General features: G+C 63.4%; 21 protein-coding genes. 16 read left to right on the top strand and 5 right to left on the bottom strand.

The genetic code is table 11. The features are described 5' to 3' along the window. Positions 1-187 precede the first annotated feature (187 nt). From Q4G32_RS05940 to Q4G32_RS05865, 16 genes are all read left to right on the top strand, one after another. Positions 188-1,048: an ABC transporter ATP-binding protein gene (locus tag Q4G32_RS05940; protein WP_303350116.1), complete on the top strand. Its 861-nt coding sequence runs from the start codon at positions 188-190 to the stop codon at positions 1,046-1,048. Then, positions 1,045-2,241 (top strand): ABC transporter permease, encoded by a 1,197-nt coding sequence (locus Q4G32_RS05935; RefSeq protein ID WP_303349960.1) that lies wholly within the window; start codon positions 1,045-1,047, stop codon positions 2,239-2,241. Before Q4G32_RS05940 ends, Q4G32_RS05935 begins: the two co-directional genes overlap by 4 nt. Before the next feature lie 257 nt (positions 2,242-2,498). Then, entirely contained in the window at positions 2,499-2,957 is a 459-nt protein-coding gene (gene rpsP / locus Q4G32_RS05930) for a 30S ribosomal protein S16 (protein ID WP_303349959.1), read from the top strand. A gap of 21 nt (positions 2,958-2,978) precedes the next feature. Next, a complete protein-coding gene (locus tag Q4G32_RS05925) occupies positions 2,979-3,221 on the top strand; it encodes an RNA-binding protein (protein ID WP_303349958.1) in 243 nt (80 codons plus the stop codon). Between the two features lie 106 nt (positions 3,222-3,327). Beyond that, positions 3,328-3,900: a ribosome maturation factor RimM gene (rimM, locus tag Q4G32_RS05920; RefSeq protein WP_303349957.1), complete on the top strand. Its 573-nt coding sequence runs from the start codon at positions 3,328-3,330 to the stop codon at positions 3,898-3,900. Further along, positions 3,890-4,717, top strand: coding sequence for a tRNA (guanosine(37)-N1)-methyltransferase TrmD (gene trmD / locus Q4G32_RS05915; RefSeq protein WP_303349956.1), 828 nt, complete (start codon positions 3,890-3,892; stop codon positions 4,715-4,717). The genes rimM and trmD overlap by 11 nt, the downstream gene beginning before the upstream one ends. 280 nt (positions 4,718-4,997) lie before the next feature. After that, on the top strand, positions 4,998-5,357 hold the full coding sequence (gene rplS / locus Q4G32_RS05910; protein ID WP_303349955.1) for a 50S ribosomal protein L19: 360 nt from the start codon (positions 4,998-5,000) through the stop codon (positions 5,355-5,357). A gap of 21 nt (positions 5,358-5,378) precedes the next feature. Next, positions 5,379-6,161 (top strand): signal peptidase I, encoded by a 783-nt coding sequence (gene lepB / locus Q4G32_RS05905; RefSeq protein WP_303349954.1) that lies wholly within the window; start codon positions 5,379-5,381, stop codon positions 6,159-6,161. Positions 6,162-6,182: 21 nt separating this feature from the next. Beyond that, positions 6,183-6,929, top strand: coding sequence for a signal peptidase I (gene lepB / locus Q4G32_RS05900; RefSeq protein WP_303349953.1), 747 nt, complete (start codon positions 6,183-6,185; stop codon positions 6,927-6,929). A 50-nt stretch (positions 6,930-6,979) separates the two neighbouring features. Further along, the gene (gene lepB / locus Q4G32_RS05895; protein WP_303349951.1) at positions 6,980-7,822 is read left to right on the top strand and encodes a signal peptidase I; all 843 of its coding nucleotides are present in this window, start codon (positions 6,980-6,982) and stop codon (positions 7,820-7,822) included. 20 nt (positions 7,823-7,842) lie between these two features. After that, complete coding sequence (locus Q4G32_RS05890; protein ID WP_303349950.1) at positions 7,843-8,523, top strand: ribonuclease HII; 681 nt, start codon at positions 7,843-7,845, stop codon at positions 8,521-8,523. Positions 8,524-8,692: 169 nt separating this feature from the next. Next, the gene (locus tag Q4G32_RS05885) at positions 8,693-9,076 is read left to right on the top strand and encodes a YraN family protein (protein ID WP_303349949.1); all 384 of its coding nucleotides are present in this window, start codon (positions 8,693-8,695) and stop codon (positions 9,074-9,076) included. Between the two features lie 407 nt (positions 9,077-9,483). Continuing rightward, positions 9,484-11,040 carry a YifB family Mg chelatase-like AAA ATPase gene (locus tag Q4G32_RS05880; protein ID WP_303349948.1) on the top strand — a complete coding sequence of 519 codons (1,557 nt, stop codon included), beginning with the start codon at positions 9,484-9,486 and terminating at the stop codon, positions 11,038-11,040. Beyond that, entirely contained in the window at positions 11,037-12,293 is a 1,257-nt protein-coding gene (gene dprA / locus Q4G32_RS05875; protein WP_303349947.1) for a DNA-processing protein DprA, read from the top strand. The genes Q4G32_RS05880 and dprA overlap by 4 nt, the downstream gene beginning before the upstream one ends. A gap of 49 nt (positions 12,294-12,342) precedes the next feature. Beyond that, on the top strand, positions 12,343-13,311 hold the full coding sequence (locus tag Q4G32_RS05870) for a tyrosine-type recombinase/integrase (RefSeq protein WP_303349946.1): 969 nt from the start codon (positions 12,343-12,345) through the stop codon (positions 13,309-13,311). 297 nt (positions 13,312-13,608) lie between these two features. Further along, the gene (locus tag Q4G32_RS05865) at positions 13,609-14,112 is read left to right on the top strand and encodes a DUF3145 domain-containing protein (RefSeq protein ID WP_303349945.1); all 504 of its coding nucleotides are present in this window, start codon (positions 13,609-13,611) and stop codon (positions 14,110-14,112) included. Between the two features lie 136 nt (positions 14,113-14,248). Here Q4G32_RS05865 and Q4G32_RS05860 read toward each other — a convergent pair whose 3' ends face one another. The 5 genes from Q4G32_RS05860 to Q4G32_RS05840 all read right to left on the bottom strand — a co-directional run bounded on the left by Q4G32_RS05860 (position 14,249) and on the right by Q4G32_RS05840 (position 19,774). Then, positions 14,249-15,508 (bottom strand): beta-ketoacyl-[acyl-carrier-protein] synthase family protein, encoded by a 1,260-nt coding sequence (locus Q4G32_RS05860; protein WP_303349944.1) that lies wholly within the window; start codon positions 15,506-15,508, stop codon positions 14,249-14,251. A gap of 150 nt (positions 15,509-15,658) precedes the next feature. Beyond that, positions 15,659-15,904 (bottom strand): acyl carrier protein, encoded by a 246-nt coding sequence (locus Q4G32_RS05855; protein ID WP_006215098.1) that lies wholly within the window; start codon positions 15,902-15,904, stop codon positions 15,659-15,661. Between the two features lie 347 nt (positions 15,905-16,251). After that, complete coding sequence (locus Q4G32_RS05850) at positions 16,252-17,319, bottom strand: beta-ketoacyl-ACP synthase III (RefSeq protein ID WP_303349942.1); 1,068 nt, start codon at positions 17,317-17,319, stop codon at positions 16,252-16,254. A 70-nt stretch (positions 17,320-17,389) separates the two neighbouring features. Next, entirely contained in the window at positions 17,390-18,301 is a 912-nt protein-coding gene (locus tag Q4G32_RS05845) for an ACP S-malonyltransferase (protein WP_303349941.1), read from the bottom strand. A gap of 162 nt (positions 18,302-18,463) precedes the next feature. Next, positions 18,464-19,774 carry a PucR family transcriptional regulator gene (locus tag Q4G32_RS05840; protein WP_303349940.1) on the bottom strand — a complete coding sequence of 437 codons (1,311 nt, stop codon included), beginning with the start codon at positions 19,772-19,774 and terminating at the stop codon, positions 18,464-18,466. Positions 19,775-19,795 lie beyond the last annotated feature (21 nt).

Below are 19,795 nucleotides of genomic sequence, written 5' to 3'. Positions count from 1 at the left end.
GTGCATCCTTTTTGGCAACCAGGAGGTACCCGTGACCAGCCAGCGGTCCACCACCGATTCAGAACCAGTGTCCGCGCAGCCAGGTCAGCAAGACCGTGATGGCACGCAGGACGGCCAGCCCCGTTGGAACCACAGCACCACCACCTATCACCCCGGCGGCAGCGGGCATCGTCTTGAGGTCCACGGCCTGAGCCGCACATTCGGTGACAAAACTGTGGTGGATCAGGTTTCCTTTGCCGTGGAACCCGGGCAGATGACCGGATTCATCGGAGCCAATGGTGCGGGGAAAACCACCACCATGCGCATGATCATGGGTGTTCTGAAGATCACCGCTGGTGAAGTGCTGTGGGATGGCCGTCCGATCACCGCTGCTGATCGCGCGGCCACCGGGTACATGCCGGAAGAACGTGGGTTGTACCCCAAGCAGGCGATCCTTGATCAGCTGGGATATTTGGGGCAGCTACGCGGAATGTCCAGGGCGGATGCGTTGGCTGAATCCGGGCGTCTCCTGGATCGTTTTGGACTGGGGGACCGGATCAAGGACAAATTGGAAACCCTGTCCCTGGGTAATCAGCAGAGGGTCCAGGTGGCGGCTGCGTTGTTGCATCAGCCCAAGGCCTTGATTCTGGATGAGCCGTTTTCCGGCCTGGACCCCGTGGCGGTGGACTCCATGGTGGATCTGCTCCGCGAGCACCTGGATCGTGGCGTCCCGGTGTTGTTTTCCTCCCACCAACTGGATCTGGTGGATCGCCTGTGCGACTCCATGGTGATTCTGGATCAGGGAAAGGTCCTTGCCGCTGGAACGGCCAAGGACTTGCGCGCCTCCCGCCCGCAACGCCATCTGTTGCGCTGCAGCCGAGATGTGGGTTGGGTACGTGGACTGCCCGGGGTGCAGGTTGAAGACATTGAAGGCACCCGGGCCACCGTGATCCTGGCCGACGCCGCAGCACGCGAAGCCCTCCTGGGCCGCGCCGTGGAACACGGATTACTGGAATTCACTGACCTGACCCCCACCCTGTCCGAGATCTACCGTGAGGTGACCCGATGAGCACCACGCTTGACTCACCGCAGCAGCCGACCCACAGCGCTGAACAACCCTGGCGGATTGTTCTCATCCGTGAGGTCATGGTGAAAGTGCGGGACAAGACTTTCCTGTTCTCCACGCTGTTCACTGTGGTCCTGATTGTGGGACTGGTGGTTTTCAACGCCTTCATGGCCAACCGAAGTTCCGATTTCACCGTGGCCACGGACAGCGCGGAAGGCACGGACCTGGTGACCATGGCTGCGGGCATGCTCTCCGGGGAGGACTCACTCTCAGCTGAACAAACCAGCCGGGAAGACGCCCGAAACCTCGTGGCTGAGGGGGAGGCGGACGCCGCCGTGTACCAGGAGAACGGCGAATGGGTGATCCTGGCGGACTCAGAGCTGGGTGGCACTCTGAACAACACGTTGACGGCTGCCGTGAGCGAGTACGCCATGAGCAGCAACGCCCAAGCTGCAGGCATGACCCAGCAGCAGCTCACCGATGGCGCCCAAGCCCGCGTGGAATTCCTGACCGGTGGGCAGGACCGCGGATTTGCCACGTACATGATGCGACTGGTGTTCGCCATGCTGTTCTACATGTCCGCGTTGATCTTTGGCATGGCCATTGCCAACTCGGTGCTGGAGGAGAAGCAGAACCGCGTGGTGGAGATCCTGGCCACAGCCATTCCCATCCGCCAGTTGCTGTACGGCAAAGTGCTGGGCAACTGTCTGTTGGCCTTTGGGCAGATTGCCTTGTACGGGGCCACAGGGTTGCTGACCGCAAATCTCATGGGAGCCACCTCCGAGTTCGGCTGGGCCTTGCAAGCGGCCGGCTGGTTCATAGTGTTCTTCGTCTTTGGATTTGCCGCCCAGGCCACCATCTGGGCAGTGCTGGGATCGCTGGCCTCCCGCACAGAGGATCTGCAGTCCAACTCGACCACCATTTCCATGGTGCTGCTGGCTGGAATGTTCGCCGGCATTCTGGCCCAGGGGCCGTGGCTGGCGGTGGCCTCCTACCTCCCCATCATTTCCTCCATTGCCATGCCCGTGAGAGTCCTGGAGGGGCAAGCCCAGATGTGGGAGCCGTTTGTGTCCCTGGCCATCTGTTTGGCCTTCGGATGGCTGATGGTCAGGCTGGGAGAGAAGATCTATCAACGGGCGGTGTTCCAGGGCGGTCGATCCCTGAGTTGGCGTCAGGCGTTGAAGATCGAGCAGTGATCTTGCCGACATCGAACAGTGTTCCTGCCGACATTGAACGGTGTTCTTGCCGACCCTGAACACTGATCTGACCGACATCGAGTACCCGCTGCCTGCAAGAGTTGCACATCTCTGGCACAATGGCCGGGTACTCGATGCGTGCGGACCCTCTCTCCGCACGTATTTCGTGTCCACAGGGTCCACGGCAGTTCGGCCCGCCCCACGGGAGCGAAAACTGTGAACCCGACACATTTCAAGAACCAGGAGAGATTGCACCAGTGGCAGTCAAGATTCGTCTCAAGCGCATGGGCAAAATGCGCGATCCCCGTTACCGCGTCGTCGTCGTCGATTCTCGCAAGAAGCGCGATGGCCGTGTGATCGAAGAGGTCGGTATTTACCACCCGACCGAAAACCCGTCCTACATCAGCGTGGTTTCCGACCGCGTGCAGTACTGGCTGGGAGTGGGTGCTCAGCCCTCTGAAGCTGTTGCCGCCATCCTCAAGATCACCGGTGACTGGCAGAAGTTCAAGGGTGAAGCTGGTGCTGAAGGCACTCTGAAGGCACCCGAGGCCAAGGCTGAGTTCGTGGCCCCGGACAAGGGCTCGGTCATCATCCCGGAAGCCATCACGCCCAAGGCTGAGGAAGCTGCTGAGCCCACCGCGGAAGCCGTTGAGGCTGACGCCGAGTCCACGGAAGCTGCAGCCGAGGAATCCTCTGAGGCTGACAAGGCTGAATGATGATGGTGGCGGAGGGTGATCATGCTCGCTGAAGCGTTGGAACATCTGGTGCGCGGCATCGTGGACAATCCCGATGATGTTGACGTCCGGGCCAAAAACGGACGGCGTGGGGAAAGCCTGGAGGTCCGGGTTCACCCCGATGACCTGGGGCGCGTGATTGGCCGCCAAGGCCGCACTGCCAAGTCCCTGCGCACGGTGGTTTCCGCTCTGGCGGACAACGAATCCGTCCGCGTGGATGTCATTGACACCGACCGCCGACGCTGACACCAGTCTGGAGTCAGCAGCCCTCGCACGTACCGTGGCCCCGTACCCGTCCAGGGTGCGGGGCCACGGTCGTCCCACACCCTCACCAAGGAGTTCAGAAGCGCTAATGAAGGTCAAAGTGGCACGCATTGGCAAGCCCCACGGCATCCGCGGGGAAGTGACGGTCCAGCTCTTCACCGATGAGCCGCAGTTGCGGTTTGCTCCCGGGGCCAGGCTCAGCGTGGAAACCGCCTCCGAGGCCGCCCGCGCCGTGCTGCCTTCAGGCGAACTGGAGGTGCGTTCCGCACGCTGGAACAAGCAGATTCTGGTGGTGGGGTTTGCGCAGGTCACGGACCGCAACACTGCGGAAGCACTGCGGGACAGCCAGTTGTTCGTTGAGGGTTCCTCTGACACCGACGACGACGCCGATGACGCCTGGTACGAACACGAACTGTTGCAGATGGATGTGCTGGTGGCCGATCCTGACCGGCGGGTGATCGGTACCGTGACTGGTTTGCGCACCATGCCGCATCAGGATCTACTCCAGGTCAAGCTGGCTGCCGACGGCCGAGAAATCGACATTCCTTTTGTGCAAGAAATCGTGGCTGACATTGATCAGGACCAAGGGACGGTGCTGCTGACCCCGCCTCCGGGCCTGTTGGAACTGGGGTCTGAGCAGGAGCCGACTGATGCGCCTTGATGTCATCAGCATTTTTCCCGAGTACCTGGGGGCCTTGGATCTGTCGCTGATCGGCAAGGCGCGCCGTGATGGTCTGTTGAGCGTGTCTGTCACGGACCTGCGGGACTACACCGCAGATCGGCACCGCACCGTGGACGACACCCCATACGGAGGGGGTGCGGGCATGGTCATGAAACCTGAACCTTGGGCTCTGGCGCTGACGGACACCCTGGACGGTTCACAACCACCGGTCGCCGATCGACCGGTCTTGATCGTGCCGTCCCCGGCCGGTCAGGTCTTCACCCAAGCGGTGGCTCAGGAACTGAGTCAGCGCGAGCACCTGGTCTTTGCCTGCGGACGGTATGAAGGTATTGACGAACGGGTGATCGAGTGGGCACGGGAGTCCTTTGAGGTTCGCCCCATGTCCCTGGGGGATTACGTGCTCAACGGGGGAGAGGTGGCCGTGCTGGCCATGGTGGAAGCCATAGGTCGCCTGGTGCCGGGAGTGATCGGCAACCCCGAATCCCTGGTGGAGGAATCCCACGCAGACGGCTTGCTGGAGTACCCGGTGTACACCAAGCCCGCGCAGTGGCGAGGGCGGCCGATCCCGGAGATTCTGCTGTCCGGACACCACGGGCACATTGCGCGGTGGCGCCGGGATGAGCAACTGCGCCGTACTTCAGCCCGGCGGCCCGATCTGATCGCGTCCCTGGACCCTGCGGTTTTGGACGCGGCGGACCGCTCCGTTCTGGCCGACTGCGGCTGGACCGTGACGGAAAACACGCTGCTCCCACCGCAGCCCCAGAATCGCCCAGAGGGCTGTACTCCCACTCCTTGAACACCGCTGTGGTGGCTGGTGCGGCTCACAAGGGGGGGCGGGCGTCGTCGTTCGGTCACGGGAAGTCTGTGGCATAATGGTGCGCTGCGTGTGTGCTGGGCACGCCCCCGCCGCAGGGGGAAGAGCGACCACACAGCACACACCCCGCCAAGACCCCCCAGTGGTCTGCGGGTTACTGACTGTGCGGACACCAACCACCCACCGGTTCCCCGGTGATTGTCGTTTGGTGTGCCGCGTGACTCACGTGAATGACCTGCGGCGTTCACCAGGAGAAACTGTGATGACCAACATCATTGACCAGGTAGATGCCAAGTCCCTGCGGGACGACATTCCCGAGTTCCGCCCCGGCGACACCCTCAACGTGCACGTGAACATTGTGGAAGGCAACCGCTCCCGTGTTCAGGTATTCAAGGGCTTTGTGGTGGGTCGTCAGGGTGACGGCGTGCGTGAGACCTTCACCGTTCGCAAGGTTTCCTTTGGCGTGGGCGTGGAGCGTACCTTCCCGGTTCACTCCCCGGTGATCGAGAAGATCGAGCTGTTGACCCGCGGTGACGTTCGTCGCGCCAAGCTCTACTACATGCGTGATCGTCACGGCAAGGCCGCCCGTATCCGCGAAAAGCGCGGCAACGAAGGCAAGTGATCCCAGCGGGTGCGGCATCTGATGCCCACCCTGATCACAGCTACCGTGCCTGAGCACAAGAAATCCGAGAACCCGGCGGCAGAAGACTCTGCTGCCGGGTTCTCGGCGTCTCCAGCACAGCAGGAGACTTGTGCTGCACCACCCGCTTCCGCAGCCCCCAGTCCGGAGGGCGATGCAGCACCGAGCACCTGGCAGCGCTGGAGCCACGGATGGCGGTTGAGTGCGGTGGCCGTGGCTCTTGCACTGATCCTGGTGCTGGTGATTCGCGCGTGGGTGGTGGATGTTTATTACGTGGGTTCCACCTCCATGCAGCCCACCGTTGAACCCGGTGATCGTCTGCTGGTGACCAAGATGGTGGACGTGACGCAGTTGGAACGTGGGCAATTGGTGGTTTTTGATGGCCGCGGTTCTTTTGCCCCGTTGGATGACGACCCACCAGCCGTGCAAGCCCTGCAGCAACTTGGCGCGTGGTTGGGTGTTCGGCCCAACCAGGACACGTTCGTGAAACGTGTGATCGGCCTGCCGGGGGACACCGTCACCTGCTGCAACGACGACGGACAGCTTGTGGTCAACGACCAACCCCTGGACGAGCCCTATCTCTATCCGGGTGATTCCCCCAGTGAGACAGCTTTTGACGTGGTGGTTCCAGAGGGGCGCCTGTGGTTGCTGGGAGATCACCGCTCGGTTTCCGTGGATTCCCGATCACTGCTGGGTGCCCCCGGTGGAGGCCTGGTCAGGGCAGATAGAATCATCGGTGAACCCGTCAGGGTGCTGTGGCCGCTGGGCCGCGCTGACCCGCAGTAATTCGGCCCGGAAGGAAAGCCCGTGACCCAACCCCCCATCCCCGGTGATTCCGCTGCGGCCGCAGATTCTTCTGAGCCAGCCGTTCAGGGGAAACCCAAGAAAGAGTCCTCCGGCGGGCTTCTCAAGGAGATCTTGATCACCGTTGTGGTGGTGTTGCTGATTTCCTTCCTGGTCAAGACTTTTCTGTTCCGGATCTTTTTCATCCCGTCCGGATCCATGGAGAACACCCTTCAGCTCGATGACAAGATCGGTGTGAATGTGGCGCACTCCTGGTACGGGGACTTGCAGCGTGGGGACATTGCCGTCTTTGAGGACACCCAGGGCTGGATGGGGCCCGCAGACACCTCCGCCAATCCCGTGCGCCGTGCCATGGAGTTTGTGGGTCTGGCCCCGGACACCAGCACCAATTACCTGATCAAACGTGTGATCGGAGTGGGTGGGGACACCGTGACCTGCTGTGATGCGGATGGCCGGATCAGCGTCAACGGGGTGGCTTTGGATGAGCCGTATCTGTTTGAGGGTGATGACCCTTCCACCATTCCGTTTGATGTGACAGTGCCGGAAGGCAGCTACTTCATGTTGGGTGATCACCGGTCGGCCTCCGGCGATTCTCGCTACCACATTGAACAGGGCACCGCGTTTGTCAGTGATGATGACATTGTGGGCAAGGCCATGGCCATTGTGTGGCCCATGGACCGTTGGCAGGGTCTTTCCAGTCAAGAGGACACCTTCGCCCGAGTTGAGGAAGCCTCCGGGGACGGCCAATGACCCCCGGGGGGCCACCGTCCACCACAGGGTCCTCCGAACGTGAAGGATCGGTGAGACAACCCAGCTCAGACACCTGGGTGACTGAACGCTGGGAGGACTTGGGGGAGGCCCCCGCAACTAGGGAAGACGGCGTCCCCATGTATCGCCGTCGTTCGGGACGGCGCGCACGGGATGCGAATCCACCTGCGCACCCCCGCGGCCGTGCGGTGACAGTGTTGCGCGAGCTGCTGGTGGTGGTCGCGTGGGCGCTGCTGATTGCCTTTGTGGCCAAGCACGTGCTGGTGCGTGGCTTCTTGATCCCATCGGATGCCATGGCACCCACCTTGGTCTCCGGAGACCGGGTGTTCGTCAACGTCCTGGACACCACATTGCGGCCCGCTGATCGTGGAGACGTGATCGTGTTCAACGACACCCAAGGGTGGCTGCCACCGGCCGATGAACCCAGCTCACTGTGGGACTGGATCAACGACGGCATGGCGTTCTTGGGCGTGACGGTTGATGATTCGGACAACCACGTGGTCAAGCGTGTGATCGGAGTGGGCGGTGATCGCGTGACCTGCTGCGATTCCCAAGGTCGCCTGATGATCAACGACGTCCCCGTGGAGGAAGCCGGAACGTACCTGCCACCCGGGGAGCCTGCCTCAGACACACCGTTTGACGTGATCGTGCCGGATGATCACTACTTTGTGCTCGGAGATCGGCGCAGTGCTTCCGGGGACTCACGGTTCTACCTGCCGGAAAACCGCGCCTTTGTGAGTCAACACGACGTCATCGGGACAGCCTTTGTGGTCACGTGGCCCTTGAATCGTTCCGGTGCCTTGACTGACTACACCACGGTGTTCGAGGCGGTTCCGGACACCCCCGCGACTCAGAGGTCCAACCGATGGGCTTAGACGTGGTACCCAGCTTGACCATGGAACGTGCGATTCTGGGCGCTGGTCAGGAGGCAGCGGAGCAACCGAATCTGGTCGCCGGGATGGATGAGGTGGGCCGCGGTGCGCTGGCTGGACCTGTGACAGTGGGGGTGGCCGTGGTGGGGGCCGCCACCGTGGAAGCTCCCGCGCGGCTGCGCGATTCCAAACTCTTACGGCCTGCGGTGCGGCAGGCGTTGCTGCCTGAACTGGCTGATTGGGCCCTGTGTCTTCGTACCGGTTCGGCTTCTCCTGCCGAGATCGACGCCCTGGGCATCATTGCGGCATTGCGCCTTGCCGGAGGTAGGGCATTGGCTTCCATTCCACCGCCGCTGACTCCTCAGACGGTGCTGCTGGACGGCGTACATGACTGGCTCACGGACCCGCAGGCTGATCTGTTCACAGCGGTGTCTGATCCGGTCTCCGCCTCGGGGACTGTCCACTCTGCGTGGAATGGGCGGGTGCAGACCGTGGTCAAGGGAGATCTGCACTGTGCCTCCATTGCGGCTGCTTCCGTGGTGGCCAAAGTGGAACGGGACCAAGCCATGGTGGAGCTTGCGCATGAGTTCCCGCATTACGGCTGGGCCGGGAACAAGGGCTATGGTGCCGCCGCCCACCGGGCTGCACTGATCGAACACGGAGTCAGCGAATACCACCGGCGCTCTTGGAAACTGGGGGTCTAGCCCCGGTACAACCGTGTCCCCGGCCTCCATCCACAGCTTGGCTGACTCTCTGGTGCTCCCACCACGCCGCAGTGCAGGCTGAAGGGCAACCATCCGATGTGGAGCGCAGCACCCGGACAACGAGTTCCGGGGTGGAATCGGTTGGCCAAAGGGGAGCACCGTGCAAGCAATGGACAGATCCGGACTGGGACAGCTGGGCGAACAGGTGGCTGCCGACTATCTGGCAGCTCACGGGGCGCAGATCGTGGCGCGCAACTGGAGGGCCAAAAAGTCGGTGCACGGACTGGCCGGAGAACTGGATCTGGTGGTCATGATCGGCCCCGTGGTGGTGGCCGTGGAAGTCAAAACACGTGCTGGATTGGGCTACGGTCACCCGCTGGAAGCCATCACCGCCATCAAGCTGCGCCGCCTGCATCAACTCCTGGTGGCCTGGGCCTCCGAAAACCGACAGTTGAACCGAACACGTCGAGTGGATGCCGTGGCCGTTCTCCTCCAGAGGCGCCCGGGCAAGCCCACAGCCGTGACGGTGGAGCACCGCCCGGGATTGACTTGAACCGCACACCCTGCGCTCGCCGCACACCCCGCACACGCTGCACCTGCTGCACTCACTGCGCTCACCGACTTCCCATCTGGCTGCGAATTTTTTCACCACAGAGTGGGAACTGGGCGCATAACGGGGAACTCGACAGCAGGGTGGGAGGTCAACGTGCTCCCACGCTCCCAAGTTCTGGCGGCTCTCAAGCTCTCATGCGCTTCACGGCAAGGCCCGAATCCCAAACCCGCGCGCTGAATCCTCCACAGGCGGTGAGAGGGCCGGTTGAGGCGCGGGTCCCTGTCCACAGACACCGCCTGGGTGATTCACCCTCAGCCGCAGGCCTCCAAGCTGGGCTCAGCGTGGTTCAGCCGGCACCACGCGGCGCGGTGACGGACCGCGTTTTCGGGCAACAGCATGGGGGTATCGTGGGGACGCAACGATTTGCCAGGGCACTGTCCGTGGCCTTGATCGGGCTACGGGGCACCGTGGTGGAAGTGGAAACGGACATTGGATCCCAGCTGCCCAGTTTCAACGTTCTGGGGTTACCGGATCTCTCCGTGCGCGAGTCCAAAGACCGTGTGCGTTCTGCGGCACGCAACTCGGGGGTGCCGCTGAGTCCACGCCAGATCACCGTGAACCTCACCCCGGCAACACTGCCCAAGAAAGGCTCCCATTTTGATCTGGCCATAGCGGCCTCCATCTTGCAGGCCGATGGCGTGATGCCACCCGCGCCCAACACGGTGTACCTGGCGGAGCTGGCCCTGGATGGCGCATTACGTCCCGTCCGCGGAATCCTTCCGGCTGTGTTGGCAGCCGTGACAGCCGGCAACCCTCACGTGGTGGTGGCGCAGGCCAATGCAGCGGAAGCAGCCCTGGTCCCGGGTGCCGTGGTCCGGGGTCACGAATGTTTGGCTGATGTTTTGGCTGCCGCCGGTGCGGACCCCCGGAAACTGGTGCGCGCCCCGATCAGGACGGACACCGCCGTCGCACCACAGACGAACGACGACGCTACGGCCGGTTCCAGCGGACCCGACCTTGCCGATGTGGCCGGTCAGTATGACGGCCGCGCAGCCTTGGAATTGGCTGCCGCCGGTGGCCACCATCTTCTGCTGTGCGGCCCTCCGGGCGCGGGCAAGACCCTACTGGCTGAGCGTCTTCCCGGGTTGTTACCTGGCCTGGACGATGCCGCGGCCACCGAGGTCACGGCGGTTCATTCGCTGGATGCGCGGGTGAGTCCACGCACCGCACTGATCCGACGCCCACCGTTTGAAAGTCCGCATCATTCGGCTTCCGCTGCCGCGTTACTGGGAGGTGGCAGTGGTATTCCACGGCCCGGTGCCGTCTCCAGAGCGCACCACGGTGTGCTGTTCCTGGACGAGGCGCCAGAGTTTGACCGCGGAGTCCTGGATTCATTGCGCCAGCCGTTGGAGACCGGCACGGTCCGGATTGACCGAGCGGCGACATCCGCGCAGTATCCCGCCAGATTTCAGCTGGTCATGGCTGCCAATCCTTGCCCGTGTGGCAGATCCACCGGCAAGGCCCAGGAATGTCGATGCACACCCAGGGAACGGCGTTCCTACTTTGGCAAGCTGTCCGGACCGCTGCTGGACCGGGTGGACCTGCGGATCAATGTCCCCGCGGTCAGCTACGCCGAACTCACGTCCGCACCCACGGGGGAGGACAGTGCAACCGTTGCTGCGCGGGTGGCTCAAGCCCGAACCCGGCAGCGGGAACGGTTGGCGGCCTACGGGGTGCGGTGCAATGCGGAAATCGGTGCCTCCCTGCTCACCGGTGAGCTGCGACGACCACCCAAGGTCACAGCCGCTCTGGAACGGGACATGGAACGTGGCGTGCTGACGGCTCGCGGAGTGCAGAGAGTACTGCGTGTGGCATGGACGGTGGCAGACCTTGACGGGCGGGACGCACCTGATGCCCAAGACGTGGACACCGCTTTGTACTTTCGCTCATCGGAGCTGGCATGAGTCCGGATCGGCAGGGGAACACGAGTGCTTGGCAGAGCCATCACATCCATCAGATCCGCATGGCCAGGATTGGATTGTCGGTTGTTCTGGAACCACGGGATCTGACCGGGCATCTCATCCTGCGCGCCCTGGGCCCGGTGGCCGCGTGGGGCATCATCTCCGGGGAGCGTGGTGTCACCGGAGAAGAGCACCACGCTCTGGAACTCACCATCCGTGAATGTGGCAAACCGCTGCCGGGTCTGGGAGGGGCAACCGGCGCCCGAGCCGTGGAACGCTGGTCAGCCCGGGCAGCGCAGTGCGATCCAGAACGGATGTGGGACCGTGCGCAACGCCAAGGACTGTGGATGTGCCTCCCGGAAGAGTCGGACTGGCCGCCCGGATTGCATGATCTCCAGGAGACCGAGCCCGTGTGCCTGTGGGGCAGGGGCGAACGTGGTCACCTGGCTCACCTTGCTCAGCACACCGTGGCGGTTGTGGGCTCCCGAGATTGCAGTACCTACGGGCGTGCGGTGACCTTTGAGATTGCCGGGGCCCTGGCGGCCCGGGGCTGGAGCATCCTCTCCGGTGGGGCTTACGGTGTGGATGAAGCCGCTCACCGGGCTGCCTTGGCTGCTGGCACGAGTGCAGTGCCCACGGTGGCCGTGATGGCTGGGGGAGTGGATCGGCTCTACCCGCGGGGCAATCAAGAGTTGCTGCATCAGGTGGCAGATCAAGGTCTGGTGATCTCCGAAGCCGCGCCGGGGACCATGCCGGCTCGGTTCCGCTTTCTGGACCGAAATCGGCTGATCGCAGCCCTAGCCACCGGCACCGTGGTCACTGAGTCGCGGTGGCGATCCGGTGCCCAGAGCACGGCCCATCATGCTGCTGAGTTGTCCCGTCCTGTGGGAGCCGTTCCCGGTAGCGTGCAATCAGCCACCTCCGCAGGTTGCCACCGCCTGATCCGAGAGGGCTCCGCTGTTCTGGTCACCGACGCCGACGACGTCCTGGCGCTGATCGGCCCTGTGGATGCTCCTACGCTCGGCACAGCAGGAGTTGACCGGGAGAACCCTCAGCTGGCCATCTTTGATGGATTGAGTGAAGCTGATCGGCAGTTGGCAGATGCGTTACCCGTGGTGCAGGGCGCTACGGTTGATTCATTGGCTGGTGTGGCAGGGTTGCCCACACGCCAGGTCTTGGGCGGTTTGCGCAGGCTGGAGCGGGCAGGGCTGGCCGTTGACCGAGGAGGTCTGTGGGTGCGGCCCCGCCAGCGATGAACCAGACCAGAACAGCGGTAGGGGCGTACTCCCCGGAAAGGCAGGCGGCATGGAACATGGCAATGTGTCACCGGTGCTGCAAAGCCATCTGGAAGAGTTCGGCTCCTATCTCACGCTGGAACGCTCACGCAGCGCTGCCACGGTTCGTGCGTACACCGGTGATGTGGCCTCCCTTCTGGTTTTTGCCACGGAGAATGATCTGGACCTGGAACTGATCGACTTGGACGTGATCCGGTCCTGGATGGCGCAGCGGTTAACTGCAACATCAGGTCAAGGTGCCTCTAGTTCAGGACACGGTGCTGCCTCCAGCGCTGCCCGCCGGGCTTCAGCGGTGCGCACGTTTTTCGGATGGTGCACCAGCACGGGGCGAGTGCAGGCTGATCCCACGCTGCGTCTGGTCTCACCCAAGAAGAACTCGCACTTGCCGGACGTGGTGTCCGCAGCTGATCTGTTGGCGGTCACGGATCGGCTGGAAGCCCAAAGCCGCTCCGCTGACATGACCCTGCCCGCGTTGGCCATGGCTGCCCGTGATCGGCTGATCGTGGAACTGCTGTGGGCCGCTGGGTTACGGGTGGCCGAGCTGGCGGGTCTGGACCTGGACGATCTTGACCGTGGCAAGCGCACCATGGTGGTCACCGGCAAGGGAAACAAACAGCGCACGGTGCCATTCGGGGCGCCGGCGGATGCTGCATTGGAGCTGTGGCTCAACCGGCGATCCTGGCTGTGCACTGCTACCTCCGGCCGGGCACTTCTTCTGGGGCGCCGCGGGGCCAGGATGGGAGTCCGCCAGATCCGGGACGTGGTGAATCGGGAGCTGTCCCAACAGGAGGATGTGGCAGCCCGCGGCCCACATGCCCTGCGCCACTCCGCTGCCACCCATCTTCTGGACGGTGGTGCGGACCTGCGTAGCGTCCAAGAACTTTTGGGCCACGAATCCGTGTCCACCACCCAGATCTACACCCACGTCTCCGTGGACCGGCTGGGCGCGGCGTTCCAACAGGCTCACCCACGTGCCTGAAATGCGTGTGGAAGATGCACCCACGGAACGGGTGATCTTTCACAATTGCCGCTTTCAGGTTGACTAATTCCTTCCAGATCAAGAAAATTGCCATGTCCCGGTAATAGTGGCCTCGAATCCACGGTGACCGGAACACATACCAATTTCATAGCATTGGAACAGCTCGGTGGGCCTCGAATCCCACTGCGTTGTCCAGTACCAGACAGGGCGGGTCCACTTGGTGGATCGGTTCCTTCGGACACAGAACCCGTGGAAGGTCGTTGGGGAAGACGCACCTACACGCCGGAGGAACAGGTCATGTCTTCATCCATCACGCGCGGAGTGTTGCAGATTCACTCCGCGCCGCAGGCTCTGTGTCCCCATGTTCAGTGGGCATTGGAGTCTTTGGCTCGCGGGCGTACCGGCCTTCACTGGGTTCCCCAGGAGGCGGCACCGGGGGCCCTTCGTGCTGAGCTGGAATGGGCCGGTCCCTCGGGAACAGGTGCCCTCATGGCGTCATCACTGCGCACGCTGGGCAAGATCCGGTTCGAGATCACAGAAGAGCCTTCCCCCGGTGCTGACGGCTCACGCTGGTCCTTCACTCCTGACCTCGGGGTGTTTCATGCCACCACGGATGCCGCAGGCAATGTGGTGGTCTCCGAAGACCGGATTCGCCACGCCTACGTCACCGCCCAAGGCAACCCGGCTCTGGTGGTCAACGAACTGTCTTTGGCCTTGGGGGAAGCCTGGGACGAGGAACTGGAACCGTTCCGTTTGGCCGCTGAGGGGGCTCCCGTGCGCTGGTTGCACCGCGTCTCCTGAAGCCGCACCGACTTCCTCCTGCGCGTACGCGAACGCCCCCGGACTTGATGGGTCCGGGGGCGTTCGTCGTCGTACGGCACTGGGAGTCGTACAGCAGTGGGCGTCGTACGGCCTTGGGCGTCGTACGGTACTGGGCTCAGTAGTCGCGGAAGGCAACCACTGCGTTGTGTCCACCGAATCCAAAGGAGTTGGAGACCACCACGCTGCCGTCTTGGCGCAATGCACGCGCCGTGGTGACCACGTCCAGATCAATCTGGGGGTCCTTGTTCTCCAAGTTGATGGTGCACGGTGCGGTGCGCTCCGTCAGAGCCTTGATCGCCAGGATGGCTTCCACGGCTCCGGCGCCGCCGAGCATGTGCCCGGTCATGGACTTGGTGGCGGAGACCGGGATGTTGTCCACGGTCTCACCAAAGGCTCGGCGCAGGGCCACTGCCTCGGGGATGTCACCCTTGGGAGTGGAGGTGGCATGCGCGTTGACGTGGATCACGTCAGTCGCCGCAAACTCACCGGACTCCATGGCCTCCGTCAGAGCCCGGGCGGCACCGGCACCGGCGTCGTCAGGGGCGGTGATGTGGAAAGCATCTGCGGAGAGTCCGGCACCGGCCAGTTCGCAGTAAATGCGAGCACCACGAGCCTTGGCAAACTCCTCGGATTCCAGCACCACGCATCCGGCACCTTCGGCCATCACAAAACCATCTCGGTCGACGTCGTAGGGCCGGGAGGCGCGCTCGGGTTCGTCATTGCGGCGGGACAGCGCCTGCATGGCGCCAAAGGCCGCAAAGTTCACGGGGTGGTTGGCGGATTCGGCACCGCCGGCAACCACCACGTCTGCCTTGCCGCTGCGGATCAGTTCCAAGCCCTGGTAAAAGGACTCGGTGCCGGAGGCGCAGGCGGAGACGGCGGTGATGGCGGCGCGGCGGGCTTTCAACTCCATGCTGACCGTGGCGGCATTGCCATTGGGCATGAGCATGGGAACGGTCAGGGGCATCACGCGGCGGGCGCCCTTTTCCCGCAGGGTGTCCCAAGCACCCAGCAGGGTCCAGGCGCCACCGATTCCGGTGCCGAACACTGCGGCAACACGTTCGGGGTCAACGCCTTCTGCTTCATCGGCGTTCGGTGCGGAGAAGCCGGCATCCGCCCAGGCTTCCCGGGCTGCGATCAGCGACAACTGGCCGGAAGGGTCAAGGCGCTTGGCCTCAACTCGACTCAGGACCTCGGATGCGGGGGTGGAGACGGAGGCGGCGATCCGCACGGCAAGGTCGTAGGTCTCAACCCAGTCCTCTTCGAGCTTGGAGACGCCGGAGACGCCCTCCAAGGCGTTCTGCCACAGTTCGGGGACGGTGCCGCCGATTGGGGTGGTGGCACCCAGACCGGTGACGACTACTTTGCGGGGCATATGTGCACTACTTCCTGGTGTCCGGGGAGGGGCTTACGCCTCGCGCGACGTGCGGTACGCGCCGTCCCGATTCAGCGTGCTCAACGCACCTGAACCGTGACGTGCTCGCGGAGAGCGTGCGCGTACCGCTCGACGGCGGGTTGCGGGCGATCAGCCCTGGGCGTTGTCGATGAAGTCGACGGCGTCCTGGACGGTCTTGAGGTTCTTGACCTCTTCGTCCGGGATGGTGACCTCAAACTTCTCTTCGCAGTTGACCACAATGGTCATCATGGAGATGGAGTCGATGTCCAGGTCCTCGGTGAAGTTCTTGTCCAGCTGGACAGCTTCGGTCTCCAGACCGGTTTCTTCGTTCACGATCTCGGCCAGGCCGGCCAGAATTTCTTCCTTGCTCGCCATGTCGGCATTCCTTTCCTCGCGGCCCGCGCTCACGGACCTGCAGTGGTTTCGGTCGGCGGGTGACGACCGGTGGATCGTCGGGCCGGGGTGGTACCCCGGACCCGGGACGACCGGAGTGCAGTGCGGTGCCACTGTACGACGGGCATGGCGTGCCTGGCGTGCGTGACCGGTCCCCGGGCGGGTGCGTCGGATTGTTGCAAGTGAGACTTGACGTCCCGGTCACCTGCCGTGCCACCTGGGCTCAGCGGGTCTTGCAGGATTCCGGCGCGTGCGCCTCGGCCGCAGGACCGTGGTTGTGCGGACGGTGTGCTGCTTCACAGAAGGTGGGCGCGCACCGCCGTGGGACATCAGGGCAGAATCACGACCTGGGCCGCAAAGACCAGACCGGCGCCAAAGCCGATCTGCAACGCCGGTTTCCCGGAGAGCTCGGGGTGTTCCTGCAGCAACCGGTGGGCCGCCAGGGGGACCGAGGCGGCGGAGGTGTTCCCGGCATCGGCAATGTCACGGGCGATCACCACCGATTCGGGCAGTTTGAGCACCTTGGCCATCTGATCAATGATTCGCATGTTGGCCTGGTGCGGGATGAAGGCACCCAGGTCCTCGGGCTGCAAACCTGCGGCCTCCAAGGCCTCCGTGACCTTCTTGGCTGCCTCGAAAGAGGCCCACCGGAACACCGTTTGACCGTCTTGGCGCAGTGTGGGCCACAGGGGAGCATCGGCTGGCATGTCGCCGGTCTCCGGGTCCACCAAGTCCTTGCGCACGGGCCGTTGCCGCCCGGCTTCCGCCTCACGAATATCCGTCAGGGGGTGGGTCATGCGAATGGCATCGTGCTTGGAACCATCCGATCCCCACACCGTGGGGCCGATTCCGGGGGTGTCAGAAGGACCCACGACGGCGGCACCGGCACCATCACCCAGCAGGAAGCTGATGGAGCGCTCACCGTTGTTGATCACATCCGAGAGCTTCTCCACACCCACCACCAGCACATAGGAGCTCATCCCGGAACGGACCAGAGCATCTGCTTGTCCGATCCCGTAGCAGTATCCGGCGCAGGCGGCGGAGATGTCATAAGCCGCAGCAGAGGAGGCGCCCAGCTGATCAGCCAGGACCGCGGCCATGGACGGAGTCAGGTACGGGTAGGAAATGGTGGAAACCAGAATGGTGTCCACCTGGGAAGCCTGGATTCCAGCGGCTTCCACAGCTTCACGGGCTGCCCCCAGTGCCATGTCCAGGGCCGAAGTCTCTGCATCGGCCCGGTGTCTGGTCACAATGCCGGTACGTTGCCGGATCCATTCATCGGAGGACTCGATCCACTGGCAGACGTCATCGTTGGTCACGATGGTGCTGGGGCGGAACGCTCCCATCCCCATGATTCGGGAGTGGGCGTTGGGTGTGTACTGCTTGAGAGTCACCACGAGGTGAGTGCTCCTTATACGTCAAGGGACTGGACGAGCGTTGCAGGACGGAGTCGTCAGGAAACGCCGCTCAATTCAGAATGGTACGGGCCTGATCAAGCTCAGCGGGAGAATTCAGCGCCAATGCGGGCACTCCCTTCATGCCACGTTTGGCCAGACCCACCAAGGTGCCGGCCGGGGGCATTTCCACAATGTTCTGCACGCCCATGTCCGTGAGTTGCTGCATGCACAGATCCCACCGCACCGGACGGCACACCTGCTCCACCAGGGATTCAAGGTTGGCTTCACCGCTGGTCACCACGGCGCCGTCGTAATTGGAGAGCAACGGTGCCGTGGGCTGTTGAGGATGCAGCTGGCCCATCAGGTCCCGGAGGGGTTCCAGAGCGGGGGCCATGTGCTCGGTGTGAAAGGCGCCGGCCACCTTCAGGGCAATCACACGGGCCTTGGCCGGAGGTTGCGCAGCAAAAGTCTCCAACTGTTCCAGGGTTCCGGCGGCCACAATCTGACCACCCCCATTGGAATTGGCGGCGGTGAGCCCGGCGGCCTGGATGGCCTGGCGGACTTCGTCCTCCTTGGGGGAGAGAACCGCAGACATGCCAGTGGGTACGGTGCTTGCAGCTTGGGCCATGGCGGAGGCACGAACACTGACAAAGGCCATGGCCTCCGTTTCCGTCAGTGCACCGGCCAGGGCTGTGGCGGTGATTTCTCCCACGGAGTGGCCGGCGAACACCAGGTCGGTTCGCTCCTTGAGCTGGGCGTGCAGCAGCCTTCCGGCCACCAGGCCCGTGGCCACGATCAGAGGCTGAGCCACCGCGGTGTCTCGGATGGTCTGCTCATCGGCCTCGGTTCCGTAGTGGATCAAATCCAAGCCGGCGGCTTCTGAAAGTTCGCTCAGGTGTTCCCGAACGCCATTGATTTCAAGCCAGTCGTTGAGCAGTCCAGGTTTTTGGGCACCCTGTCCGGGGCAGACGATTGCAATCACCCGACTATTGCACCAACAGCTGCCCCACCCGCGGAGGAAGGTGACGGACCAAGCCCGTGCGTCAGGTTTGTGGGGACTCTACAAATCGGCGCATTTGAGGGGACGGAATGCGGCGTTTGCCACATTGAGGTGATCACAGTCTGTTCCACGACGACGCCAGGCTCACGGCTGATGGCAGTCATCCGCCAATCGTCCGGCAATGATGGCGCAGTGCAGTACAAAGGCGTCCCGTGGAATCAGAGGGTCCCATCCGGTCACATCCGAAATCCGCCGTAGCCGATAACGCACCGTGTTGGCGTGCACAAACAGCTCACGGGCCGTGGCCTCCAAGCTGTGTCCCACACAGACGTAGGTGGAAAGCGTTTCCGTTAGGCCCGTGGAAGAGCCTTCCAGTTTGCGGTAGATCTGTTCCACCAGGGCTTCCCGTGCCGTGGTGTCCCCAGCCATCAGACGTTCTGGCCACAGCTCCTCAGAGTCCACGGGACGCGGGGCCTCCGGCCAAGCGGGAGCCACCGTGAGGGCGGCATGGGCAGGTTCGGCGGAATCCGCTGCGGCAAACAAGTTGGTGGCTTCCGGGCCGTGAACCACAGGTCCGGGGCCGAAAAGCCCCACAATGCGTTCCAGGGACCGATCCAGCGTGGAGAGTCCTGCCAGAATCAGCACCAATCGGTTGCCCTGAATGGAGACCAGCGCATCCGTGGTGTGGCGGGCAAGAGTCCTGCGAATCCTGGCCACCCCGGCGGGACTTGTCTGATCCGGGGCGTAGCCCACCATGACCGTGACGGGGCCCGTGCTGGTCCACCCCAGAGCGGCAACCCGGGAGCGCAGGGAATCCGTGTGCTCCCCGCGCAGTACACCGTCCACCACCAGGGCTTCCAATCGCGCGTCCCACGAACCCCGGTTTTCGGCGGCACGGGCGTACACATCCGCCGCTGCAAAGGCGATGTCCCTGGAGTAACGCAGCACCCCTTCACGCAGCACGGATTCATCGTGACTGGTGGCAAGCTCCGGCACATTGTCCTCAACCACTTCAACCACCACGCGCATCACCTGCAGAGCTTGTTGCAGGGAGATGGCCCGTGCCAGATCGGTGGGGGCGTCCCGGAAGAGACGGTTGAGCAGCATGCCGTCGTCGTCTTGTTGTTCGTACCAGGTGACAAAGGCGGCGATTCCGCGTTGGGCCACCAGCCCGAGTTCCGAACGGTCCTTGGGGCGCAACTCCCGGAACCAGGGGAGTTCGGCCTCCAGCTTTTGGACGGCCACCCCTGACATGGTCCCCACATTGGCACGAATGTTCTCCAATGTTTTCTTGGACGGGACCGGGGCTCCCGTGCGAGCGGTGCGCTGCACCGTGGTGCGTGAGCTACGGCCCCCCAAGATCCAGCGCGACCCCGATACCAGGAAGCCACCACTGGTGCGGTCCTTCCCCCCGGCTCCCGTATTTTCGGACTCCGGCGTTGTCTCCTTTGGCATGGCCAAAACAATACGGCACCA

The sequence above is a fragment of the Kocuria sp. genome (genome assembly GCF_030538595.1).
Taxonomy (GTDB): domain Bacteria; phylum Actinomycetota; class Actinomycetes; order Actinomycetales; family Micrococcaceae; genus Kocuria.
The sequence above is the reverse complement of the archived record's forward strand: the minus strand, read 5'-3'. Positions and strand labels throughout refer to the sequence as shown.

Coding starts and splice junctions, on each gene's coding strand:
- Q4G32_RS05935 (WP_303349960.1), top strand. CDS start 1,045: ATGAGCACCACGCTTGACTCACCGCAGCAGCCGACCCACAGCGCTGAA.
- Q4G32_RS05925 (WP_303349958.1), top strand. CDS start 2,979: ATGCTCGCTGAAGCGTTGGAACATCTGGTGCGCGGCATCGTGGACAAT.
- rimM (WP_303349957.1), top strand. CDS start 3,328: ATGAAGGTCAAAGTGGCACGCATTGGCAAGCCCCACGGCATCCGCGGG.
- trmD (WP_303349956.1), top strand. CDS start 3,890: ATGCGCCTTGATGTCATCAGCATTTTTCCCGAGTACCTGGGGGCCTTG.
- rplS (WP_303349955.1), top strand. CDS start 4,998: ATGACCAACATCATTGACCAGGTAGATGCCAAGTCCCTGCGGGACGAC.
- lepB (WP_303349954.1), top strand. CDS start 5,379: ATGCCCACCCTGATCACAGCTACCGTGCCTGAGCACAAGAAATCCGAG.
- Q4G32_RS05890 (WP_303349950.1), top strand. CDS start 7,843: ATGGAACGTGCGATTCTGGGCGCTGGTCAGGAGGCAGCGGAGCAACCG.
- Q4G32_RS05885 (WP_303349949.1), top strand. CDS start 8,693: ATGGACAGATCCGGACTGGGACAGCTGGGCGAACAGGTGGCTGCCGAC.
- dprA (WP_303349947.1), top strand. CDS start 11,037: ATGAGTCCGGATCGGCAGGGGAACACGAGTGCTTGGCAGAGCCATCAC.
- Q4G32_RS05870 (WP_303349946.1), top strand. CDS start 12,343: ATGGAACATGGCAATGTGTCACCGGTGCTGCAAAGCCATCTGGAAGAG.
- Q4G32_RS05865 (WP_303349945.1), top strand. CDS start 13,609: ATGTCTTCATCCATCACGCGCGGAGTGTTGCAGATTCACTCCGCGCCG.
- Q4G32_RS05860 (WP_303349944.1), bottom strand. CDS start 15,508: ATGCCCCGCAAAGTAGTCGTCACCGGTCTGGGTGCCACCACCCCAATC.
- Q4G32_RS05855 (WP_006215098.1), bottom strand. CDS start 15,904: ATGGCGAGCAAGGAAGAAATTCTGGCCGGCCTGGCCGAGATCGTGAAC.
- Q4G32_RS05840 (WP_303349940.1), bottom strand. CDS start 19,774: ATGCCAAAGGAGACAACGCCGGAGTCCGAAAATACGGGAGCCGGGGGG.